At 72.1% G+C, this 9,575-nt stretch carries 11 protein-coding genes and 1 pseudogene; 4 read left to right on the top strand and 8 right to left on the bottom strand.

Features of this window, described 5'->3' with window-relative positions:
- Positions 1-16: 16 nt before the first annotated feature.
- From C466_RS07480 to C466_RS07490, 3 genes are read right to left on the bottom strand one after another with little or no spacing between them, the layout of a single operon-like run.
- Entirely contained in the window at positions 17-961 is a 945-nt protein-coding gene (locus C466_RS07480; RefSeq protein WP_004598822.1) for an ABC transporter substrate-binding protein, read from the bottom strand.
- 25 nt (positions 962-986) lie between these two features.
- A complete protein-coding gene (locus C466_RS07485; protein ID WP_004598821.1) occupies positions 987-1,268 on the bottom strand; it encodes a hypothetical protein in 282 nt (93 codons plus the stop codon).
- The gene (locus C466_RS07490) at positions 1,265-1,933 is read right to left on the bottom strand and encodes a class I SAM-dependent methyltransferase (protein ID WP_004598820.1); all 669 of its coding nucleotides are present in this window, start codon (positions 1,931-1,933) and stop codon (positions 1,265-1,267) included. The genes C466_RS07485 and C466_RS07490 overlap by 4 nt, the downstream gene beginning before the upstream one ends.
- 122 nt (positions 1,934-2,055) lie before the next feature.
- Here C466_RS07490 and C466_RS07495 point away from each other — a divergent pair, with 122 nt between their 5' ends.
- A complete protein-coding gene (locus C466_RS07495; RefSeq protein ID WP_004598819.1) occupies positions 2,056-2,424 on the top strand; it encodes a VOC family protein in 369 nt (122 codons plus the stop codon).
- A gap of 35 nt (positions 2,425-2,459) precedes the next feature.
- Here C466_RS07495 and C466_RS07500 read toward each other — a convergent pair whose 3' ends face one another.
- The 4 genes from C466_RS07500 to C466_RS07510 all read right to left on the bottom strand — a co-directional run bounded on the left by C466_RS07500 (position 2,460) and on the right by C466_RS07510 (position 5,918).
- On the bottom strand, positions 2,460-2,744 hold the full coding sequence (locus C466_RS07500; RefSeq protein WP_004598818.1) for a hypothetical protein: 285 nt from the start codon (positions 2,742-2,744) through the stop codon (positions 2,460-2,462).
- Between the two features lie 228 nt (positions 2,745-2,972).
- Positions 2,973-4,007, bottom strand: a complete 1,035-nt coding sequence (locus C466_RS07505; RefSeq protein ID WP_004598817.1) for a hypothetical protein — start codon at positions 4,005-4,007, stop codon at positions 2,973-2,975.
- 135 nt (positions 4,008-4,142) lie between these two features.
- Positions 4,143-4,316, bottom strand: coding sequence for a hypothetical protein (locus tag C466_RS16970; RefSeq protein WP_162832650.1), 174 nt, complete (start codon positions 4,314-4,316; stop codon positions 4,143-4,145).
- A gap of 549 nt (positions 4,317-4,865) precedes the next feature.
- Entirely contained in the window at positions 4,866-5,918 is a 1,053-nt protein-coding gene (locus C466_RS07510) for a zinc-dependent alcohol dehydrogenase family protein (protein ID WP_004598816.1), read from the bottom strand.
- A 195-nt stretch (positions 5,919-6,113) separates the two neighbouring features.
- On the opposite strand from C466_RS07510, the pseudogene C466_RS17320 reads away from it, so the two are divergent.
- From C466_RS17320 to C466_RS07525, 3 genes and pseudogenes are all read left to right on the top strand, one after another.
- Positions 6,114-7,193: pseudogene (locus C466_RS17320) on the top strand (type II secretion system protein E).
- Positions 7,194-7,288: 95 nt separating this feature from the next.
- Complete coding sequence (locus C466_RS07520) at positions 7,289-7,960, top strand: hypothetical protein (RefSeq protein WP_004598814.1); 672 nt, start codon at positions 7,289-7,291, stop codon at positions 7,958-7,960.
- Between the two features lie 369 nt (positions 7,961-8,329).
- Positions 8,330-9,025 (top strand): CRISPR-associated protein Cas4, encoded by a 696-nt coding sequence (locus C466_RS07525; protein ID WP_004598813.1) that lies wholly within the window; start codon positions 8,330-8,332, stop codon positions 9,023-9,025.
- A gap of 39 nt (positions 9,026-9,064) precedes the next feature.
- On the opposite strand, the gene C466_RS07530 is transcribed toward C466_RS07525, so the two are convergent.
- On the bottom strand, positions 9,065-9,553 hold the full coding sequence (locus tag C466_RS07530; RefSeq protein ID WP_004598812.1) for a cupin domain-containing protein: 489 nt from the start codon (positions 9,551-9,553) through the stop codon (positions 9,065-9,067).
- Positions 9,554-9,575: the final 22 nt, after the last annotated feature.

Here is a 9,575-nt window from a genome sequence, read left to right on the forward strand (position 1 = left end):
CGGCGGCCGGGACCGCTCACCCGCCGTCGGGGCAGACGGACGGCATCGCTGCGCGGTCGACGCGCGCGACTCGGTCGTGTGCGGCGGGCGTCGTCGCGGCGTACTCGGGGTGGAGACAGGCGAAAAGCGCCTCCAGCGAGTCGACGAGCCGGTGGCTCGGTCGGTTGAACAGGCCGTTGCCGTCGACCGCGTAGGCTCGGTCATCGACGACCGCCGTGATCTCGTCGAAGCCGGCGCGGGCGGCGAGGTCGGCGACCGAGTCGACGGCGCGGTCGCGGTCGAAGCCGCAGGGCGCGACGACGAGCGCCTCGGGGTCGTGCGCGCACACGTCCTCCCAAGACACCGGCTCTGAAGGGCCGTCGGGCTGGAACGCGGGGTCGCCGCCCGCGAGTTCGACCATGTCGCGCACCCAGTGGCCCGCGCGGATCGGCGGGTCGGTCCAGTCAAGGACGGCGGTCCGGGGGCGCCCCTCGTCGGCGACGGCGCGCTCGGCCCGCTCGCGGACCGCGTCGACGCGCTCGCGGAGGTCCGCCCGGAGGTCGCTCGCGGCCGCTTCCTCGCCGACCGCCGCGCCGATCCGCACCACGTCGTCGAGCGCGTCTTCGAACGAGTGCGGGTCGCAGGCGAGTACGTCGGGCGCCGGGTCGAGGCGTTCGGCGGCGGCTCGGACCTCGCTCGCGTCGACCGCGCAGACGTCGCAGGTGGCCTGCGTGACGAGCAGGTCCGGCTCCAGGTCCGCGAGCCGCGCCTCGTCGAGGTCGTAGACCGCGCCGTCGACCTCGCGCATCTGTTCGTCGATGTCGGCCGCCGAGCGGTCCGCGTGGTCGACGACCGTGCTCGTCAGCGTCGGGAGGTCGCGGGCTGCCGGGGGGTGGTCGCAGCTGTGGGAGACGCCGACCGGCTCGACGCCGAGGGCGAACAGCGTCTCCGTGGCGGAAGGGAGAAGCGAGGCGACGCGCATGTCTGGCTCCAAGTCGCGCGAGGGCCTAAAGTGAGGGGTCCGACGCGCCGACGACGTCCGCGGTCGCCGTTGCGTACGCCGCTGCGAGGTCGGCGTTCGGCAGCGCGTCGAGCGCGGCCGCACACCCCCACCGGACGCGGTCGCGGCGCTCGCCGGCCGGCAGCTTGTTCGTCGCCACCGTCTCGGCCGTCTCGAGCAGGGGCCGCGCGGTGTCGACGTCGCCGCGCTCGGCGGCCACGCGGGCCTCCGCGAGCAGCTGATCGAGGCTGGCGCGCACGTCGTGGGGGACCTCGTCGGAGTCGGTCACGGGTCGGTCGCCCCCGACTCGGTGGCGCCCCCGTCGGGCGCCGCGTCCCCTTTTACTTTCGCGAACGCGAACTCGGTGCTGCTCCCGAGCGGGTCGGTCGCGGTCCGCGTCTCGACGTCGGCGAACCCCGCCGCGCGGAGCTGGTCGAGGGTGCGCTCGCGGCCGGGCGCGGAGAAGAACATCTCGCCGCCCATCCAGCCTTGCCGCACCGTCTCGAAGCGGCCGCTCGGCAGCGTCGCGAGGAGCCGGCCGCCGGGGCGGAGGACGCGCGCGAACTCGTCGTACACGTCCGGGTGGCGCTCGCGGTCGACGTGAAACACCGCGTGGTACGCCGTGATCGCGTCGAAGCGGTCGGCCGCGAACGGGAGCGCGGACATCTCGCCGTGGACGAGCCGCGCGTCGGGGACGGTTTCGCGAGCGAGTTCGAGGCCGCGTCGGGAGACGTCGAGGCCGACGCTGCCCGGCGGGAGGTTCGCGAGGGTCCGGGCGCCGTCGCCGCAGCCGACGTCGAGGACGAGCGGGTCGCCGTCGCCGGCCGCGGGGTCGCCGGCGAGCGCGTCGAGCAAGTCGTCGATCAGCGCCGCGTCCGAGCCGTCGGGGTCGCGGCGGGCGGCGTACGTCTCGGCGACCGCGTCCCAGGCGCGGCGCACCGCGTTGCGGTCCATACGGACGGAAGGTGCGCCAGCGACATGATTGCTCGGGCGAGCCGGTGCCGCGTCGGCCGCGGGGGGCGGCGGTCGGGAACCGGCGGTCGGGAATTTATCACGGCGGGGCGCGAGGCCGACGCATGGAGATTCTCCACACCTGTCTGAACGTGGCGGACGCCGACCGGACCGCGGACTGGTACGTCGACGAGCTCGGCTTCGAGCGGTCGTGGGAGTTCACCACCGCGGACGGCGACACCCGCAACGTGTACGTCGCGGACGGGAACGGCGTCGAGTTCCAGCTGTCGGACACCGATGGCGAGGCGCCGAGCGCGGACGGCGACCGCTACGACCACGTCGCCGTCGGCGTCGACGACGTGGACGCGGCGTTCGCGGAGATCGATCACCACGGCGTCAGGGAGGCGCCGACCGATCACCCGGAGGCCGGCGCGCGGGTCGCCTTCGTGAAGGACCCCGACGGCCACGTCGTCGAACTGATCGAGCCGCTCTGAGCGGGCGTCGCGAACCGCGTTCGACGGGAATCGGGTTAGCGGTCTGCGCGGCGGACCGCAGCGACGACGAGTAACGCGACCGCGACGGCGACCCCGACCGCGCCGAGCGTCTCGGGCGAGACCAGCGCCGGCTCGGCGGTCGCGGCGGCGGTGTCGATCGGCTGGTCGGCGGCGATCGGGTTGCCGCTCTCGTCGATGAACGCCCCGTTCACGTCGCCGTCGTTCTGTGCGAGCGGGCTTCCCGCGAACCCGACGCCGACAGCGAGCAGCAGCGCGACGATCACGACGAGCGTCGGGACACGGACCGAGGCTCGTCTCATCCGGCGATCACTGTCGTGCCTGCGTCGTCGGTTCGGGTGCGGCGGCGTATTGAACTCATGCGTGGAATTCAGTGGCGAAGCTATCGGAGTGAGTACCGCGACACGCATAGTATTTCGCCGATAGAACGACTTCGGTGGGATCCTGAGGGTCGTTCAGGATGGGCCTGAAATCCAAGGCAAACGCGTCGACCGCGTCGGTCGGGATCCCGGAGTCGATCGGCTCCCGTGCTACCCGGCCGATACCTCCGGCGCGGGCCGCGCGAACCAGTACCCGTACCCGAACGGAACGGCGCCGGTCGCGACGCCGATCAGAACCGCAAGCGGTCCGAAGATCAGCCCGACGACCCCGAGCGCGCCCGCGATCGCCGCCGTGGCGAGGAGCCCGATTCCGACCGTCGTGCCGGCGAGCAAGGCCCACCGACGCTGAGCGGCGAGGACGCCGGCGAGGACGCCTGCCGCGACGACCGTCGCGCTCGCGGGACCGGTGACGATGCGGGAGAGCGAGCCGCTCTCGAACAGGGCGGTGCCGACGAGCGCGACGGGGAGCGCGAGCGCGGCGACAGCGGCGGCTCGGCGCGGGGTGAGGAGGCGGTCGCGCGTCGGATCGCGGTAGCGGTACGCGAGGAGGCCGAGCGCGACCGCCGCGTACCCGCGGCCGACCGGCGTGAGGACGAAGCCGACGATGGAGCTCGCGACCTGCGCGAAGACGGCCGCCTCGCTTTCGACCGCGACGGCGTAGTACGCCCCGTCCTGCCGGTACAGTCCCGACCGGAGGGACCCGTTCGTCGCGGTCCCCTCGTCGATAGCGGTCCGCACGCCGGACGACGCCGCGGCCGCCGGGCGCGCGACGGCGTCGAACACCGTCTCGGGGCCGGTCTCACGCATCTCGATCGTCGCGTTCGTCGTCTCGCCGCGCGTCGACAGCGTCCACTCGTAATAGCTCCCGTTGTACGCGACGTACGGCGAGTCGGCGTCGTCGAGCGCGATGTCCAACTCCGGGGAGAGCGACCCCTCGAACGACCCGGTCGCGGCAGCGGTCCGGACCGGCTCCCGGTGCCGATCGGACGTGTCCGAGAGCCGCTCATCGAGGTCGGTGACGTTGCGCGCCGCGTCCGCGACCGACGCCGGGTCCTCGCCGGGTTCGACGGCCGTCGCCTCGTAAGTGATCTGCGTGTCGCCCGCGGTTGCGTGAAAGGCGAAGCTGAGTCCGAGACCGACGACGAGGAGGGCGAGGAGCGCGAGCGTTCGAGTGGAGGGCGGCACGGACCGGAGTACATGATAAGCAGTTGTAAATTTGTGGATCGGGAGTCGGGGGAGGCCGAGGCGAGGCGGCCGCTCGGGGTTCGGGCAACGCGCGATAGAAAGTGGGGGTTCGAGGCGGGGTCGTGCCCGACCGCGTCAGTCGTCGGCCGGAGCGCGCGGCTCCGCCGGGGGCTCGGGTTCCTCCGTCTCGTCCGCCGGCTCGTCGACCGCGTCGACGTCGGGAGCCTCGTCGAGTTCGTCCGCCTCCTCGGACCGGTGACGCGCCTTGACCTCCGTCCACGTGCGCGCCTCGTCGTAATGGTGGCACATGACAACAGGTAACAAGGTATTGGGCGTGATAAAAGTCACGCCGATACGGTCGAAATAGGACGCTTGAGCGGTTCTGTCTGCCATGTGCCCGAATGCCCATCGGCGGCTACTAGTCCGTCGACGGCAGCGGAATCCACGACCGCTCGCTTATAAATGAGCGACTACACCTCGGCGATGAACACGACCAAACCTCAGCCGTTCGTTTATAAATTGGCGTCCGTGGATCGACGGCCAGCACCGCCAAAGCCCCGGCAGACCGTTTATGAATAGCTACTGGCGACTCCGCGATAGACACCTCCAAAGCCCCAGTCGCGAGGCGCTACGCGCCACGGGCAACCGGCGGCTTCACCGTCGGTGACTGCCCCTTTGAGTCCCACCCGACCGCGACAGCACAGCACCTCATTCCTCCCCAGCCTCGTCGCTGGCGGCTGGCGCCGCCAGCGACTCCCTCGCGCGTGCTCCTCGCGCCCGAGGGGCGCTCGGAGGCACGCGCCACCGCTTAAAAATGAAGTCAGTAGCGTCAGCGTGGATGACGGGTGTCGCGGCCGTCTACGCGTCGCCGTGCGGTTTGACGAGCACCTTGATCGCCTCCCGTTCGTCCATCATGCGGTACCCCTCGGCGACGTCGTCGAGACCCACCGTCTCGGTGAAGATCGGCGCGGGGTCGAGCGTCCCCTGGAGCACGTCGGCCATCAGCTCCTCGGCGTACGCGCGGACGGGGGCGACGCCGCCCGCGAGCGTCACGTTCTGCCCGAACATGCCGAACACGTCGAGGCCCTCGTCTTCAACGCCGTAGGGGACGCCGACGTACCCGATCGTGCCGCCGGGGCGGACGGCGTCGATGGCGGTGTTCATCGCGCTCGCGGCGCCGACGCACTCCATCACGTGGTTCGGCCCGCCGTACGTGAGCTCGCGGATCCGCTCGACGGCGGCCTCGCCGCGCTCGGAGACGGTCTCGGTCGCGCCGAACTCCTCCGCGAGTTCGAGGCGGTCCTCGTGGTGCCCGACCGCGATGATGCGCTCCGCGCCGAGCCGGCGGGCCGCGAGGACGCCGCAGAGCCCGACCGCGCCGTCGCCGATGACGGCCACTGTCGAGCCCACCTCGACGCCCGCACTCACGGCCGCGTGGTGGCCGGTCCCCATCACGTCGGTCAGGGGGAGCAGCGAACGGAGGGTGTCCTCGTCGTCAGCGTGGCGGTCGGGAACGCGAACGAGCGTGCCGTCGGCGTGGGTCGAACGAACGTACTCGCCCTGGCCGCCGCCGTTGTCGCCGCCCCACGAGTCGCCGTTCTCGCAGGAGGTGTGGAGCCCCTTCCGACAGAACTCGCACTCGCCGCAGGAGATCGCGAACGGCGCGAGCACGCGGTCGCCCGGCTCGACGGAGGTGACGTCGTCGCCGACCGCCTCGACGATCCCCATTGGCTCGTGGCCGACCGGTGAGCCCGCGTCGCGGTCGCTGTCGCCGCGGTAGAACCAGAGGTCGGAGCCGCAGATCGCGGTGTGAGTGACGCGGACGATCGCGTCCGTCGGGGCCTCGATCTCGGGGCGCGGTCGCTCTTCCACGTCGATCTCGCCGGGGGCGTTGAAGACGGCTGCGCGCATACCGTCGGTGCGGCGCGAACGCACAAAAGCGCGGCGTCGTCAGCGCGGAGGTTTCAGCCCGCAGAAACGACAGCGTTCCGACAAAAAATAACGCTTAAACTGCGGCGCTGGCGAGCCGGAGGCGATTCGAAGAATGACACGGTGCGGCGACGCGAGCGGGGCGACGGATCGACCGGCGAAACGGGTGTTCGAACCGTGAGCGACGGCGCGACCCTCCGGATCGTCGACGAGCCCGACGACGACCCGGGCGGCGCGGTCCCCGCGCCGGTGCCGCCGGGCGACCCGGAGGCGTGATACGCGCCGGACGTCCGGGCGCAGTACGAGGCGGCGCCCGGCGTGGTGGCGACCGTCCGCGAGCGCGACGGCGGGCGGTTCGGCTACGACGTCCGCGAGCCGCCGCTGTCGCCCGCCGACGAGCGCGCGCTCGACCGGGTCCGCGACCGCTTCTCCGCCGTGCGACACCGCCGCCCGCTCACCCGGGTCGGGGTGGTCGAGCGCGCCGAGCGCGGGTTCGAGCCGAAGTACGCGACGGCTATCGACCGGCTGGTCGACGCGAGCGCGGCGGCGCGGCGGCGGATCGACTACCACGCGCTGCGGGAGTTCCGGCTGCTCGGCGAGCTCACGCCGGTCGCCCTCGACGACCGGATCGAGGTCGCGGACGTGGGCGACGACCGCGAGCTGGTGGTCCACACCGAGACGTTCGCGCCGCTGGAGACCGGGATCGACGCCGACGCGGACTACGTGGAGCGCGTGGCCGCCGAGCGGCTCGCGCAGTACGCCGTCGAGTTCGCCGGCATCCCGGTCGAGGTCGTCGTCTACCGCGTGGACACCCCGCTGGCGGCGCGGACGCTCGGGCTCGTCACGGGCGCGCTCGACGCCGGCGGCGACGCCGACGCGGTGTTCGAGACGCTCCGGATCGAGGTCGGGCGCCTGTACAGCGAGCAGCGCGCGCTCCGCTCGTCGATGCAGCCGTACATCGCGGTCGGCTGGGCCGCGGCGGTCCTCGTCGCCGGCGTCGTCGCGGTCGTGAACACGCAGGTGGTCGACGCCGCGCGGCTCGCGGAGATCGCCGCCGCCTCGGAGGCGGTGACGGAGCCGGAGGGCGTGTATCCGGAACTGGAGCGGTTCCGGCTGTACGTCGTCACGCAGGCGACGGTGCTCGCGTCCGGGTGGTTCGCCGGCACCGCGGCGCGGGGGCGATATGCGGCCTTGCTCCACTCGGGCGTGCTCGTTGCGTGCTGTTACGTGGTGTTCACGGTCGGCGGGCTGGTGTGAGGCTGCTCGAAGGCCGAGCGAGCGGCGCGCCGCCGCCCGAGCGGACGCGGCGCCGACACGAGGCTTTTCCACCCTGCCCCCGTAGTTCGAACCCCATGGACGAGAAGACCGCCGAACTCCGCGACCTGTTCGTCGACGCCACCGGCTCGGAGACGGTCACCGAACGCCAGGAGGCGGAGCGGGGGACCCTCGTCAATCGCGACGACGCCAGCGAGGGGGTCCGCGACCTCGTCGCCGCGATGCGCGAACGGTACGGCTTCTCGACGCCGCTCGACGACGCCGCCTACGCGCTGGTCGCCCGCGGCCGGTTCGACAACGCGGACGACGCGGCGATCGCGGCGGCGATCCGCGACGCGCTGCCCGACACGGACGGCGACAGCGACGTCGATCCCGCGGACGTCGACGCCGAAACCGTCCGGAAGGCGCGCTTCGACCTCCACCTCGTGCGCGAGTCGGACCGGGAGGTCGACGCGGGCGGCGGCGACTCCGATCCCGCGTTCGAGTACGCCGACCTGAAGCGGCTCACCGCGGCCGGGAACTCCATCGTCGAGTGCGCCGAGGAGTTGGACGCACGGCCCGACACGGTCGCCCGGTACGCCGCCGTCGCGCGGACGGACATCGCCTCCACCCGGGCGAACGACCGCTTCCACGACGCGTTCCGCGACCTCCTCACCGACGCCGACATCGAGGGGTCGCTCGCGAGCGACGCCCGCGAGGACGGCCTCCGCGAAGCGACCGAGGACATCGAGACGGACGTTTCTTTATAAGTAGCAGCAGAGGCGCGGATGAGCGGTTCCGAAGCCCCAACCGCTCGCTTATAAATGACTGACTTCGAATCGACGGCGAACACCTCCAAAGCCCCAGCCGCGAGGAGCCCGTACGCTTGCTGCGCTCCTCGTCACTCGCTTCGCTCGTTCCTGCGGTGCTTGCGTCGCCTACGGACTCCTCGCGGCTGCCCCTTTGAGTCCCGCCCCACCGCACAGCAGCCGCACCTCACGCCTCCCCAGCCTCGTCAGTCGCCTCCGCTTCGCTCCGGCGACTGACTCCCTCGCGCGTGCTCCTCGCGCCCGGTGGGCGCTCGGAGGCACGCGCCACCGCGGTTCTGTTTATAAGCGAAGCCGCGGCCAGCCCGTCTCGTGACCCTCGTTCCGTTCAGCGACCTGGCCCGCGCGGCGTACTGCCCCCGACAGCTCTACTACGTCCGGCGCGACGACGAGCGGAGCGTCCCGCCGAAGGCGCGCGATCGCATCGACCTCGCGTTCCGGTACGACGAACTGGTCGACGCGCCGGAGCGGGTGTTGCGGCAACTGCCGCTCCATCGGTCCCCGGCCGCGTACCGCCGGAATCTGGACCGACTCCGCGAGCGCGAGGCGTACGACTCCCTCGTCGACCCCGCGAGCGAGCGCGGGTTCCTCTCGGGCAAGGACTGCCACGGCACCGTTCACAAGGTGCTGGAACCGAGCGGAGAGCCCGACGACCCGGACGAGACGGAACCGTCGCCACCGCCGATTCCGACGCTGGTCTCGTCGGGCGAGCCGCCGGAGAACGGCGTGTGGGAGCCGCAGGCGGTGCGCGCGGTCGGGCTCGCGAAGGCGCTGGCGTGGGAGCGCGAACGCGAGATCGAGCGCGCGCTGGTCGAGTACCCCGCGGTGGGCGTCGTGCGCGAAGTCCGACTGACGCTGCGGAAGAAGGCCGCGTATCGCGAGGCACTCCGCGCGGCACGATCGATCGACGGCCCGCCGCCGCGCGTCGACGACGACCGGTGTAACGTCTGCGACTACGCGGCCGAGTGCGGCACCCGGCGGCGGTCGCTGCGGTCGCTGCTGGGGTGACGCGGCGCGCGGCGGTCGACACCGCCCCGCGGGCCGCGATCAGGGCGAAAAGGAGGTCCCGCACTCGGTACAGGTGAACCGGAACCGGCCCTCGTCGGTGAGTTCCGTGTCGTGGACCCGTTCTTCGCCGCAGTCGCGGCACTCGACGATCGACTCGATCTGGTCCCAGTCGTGGCGCGCGCCCGGCGCGCCGATCGCCCACGCGACCACCTCCTCGTCGGCGTCCTCGGCCACGAACCCGGACTGGAACTCGCCGGGCGCGAATCGGATCGCCTCGTCGGGGCCGACCTCGACGCGCTCGCGCTCGCGCCCGACCTCGAACGTGGCGGTGCCCGAGCGCACGTAGAATATCTCCTCCTGGTCGCCGTGAGTGTGGAGACCGCCGGAGAAGCCGTCGCCGGGCGCGAGCTCGAAGTAGTTCATCGCGACGTGGTCGGCGCCGAGCGCGCGCGAGACCGGCTTTCGGATGTCGTGAACGCCCATCGGGTTCGTGACGACGTCGACGTCGTCGATCGCGGCTCGCTCCATGCGGGGTCGGTCGCAGGGGTCC

The sequence above is a fragment of the Halorubrum distributum JCM 10118 genome (assembly GCF_000337335.1).
Taxonomy (GTDB): Archaea; Halobacteriota; Halobacteria; order Halobacteriales; family Haloferacaceae; genus Halorubrum; species Halorubrum distributum.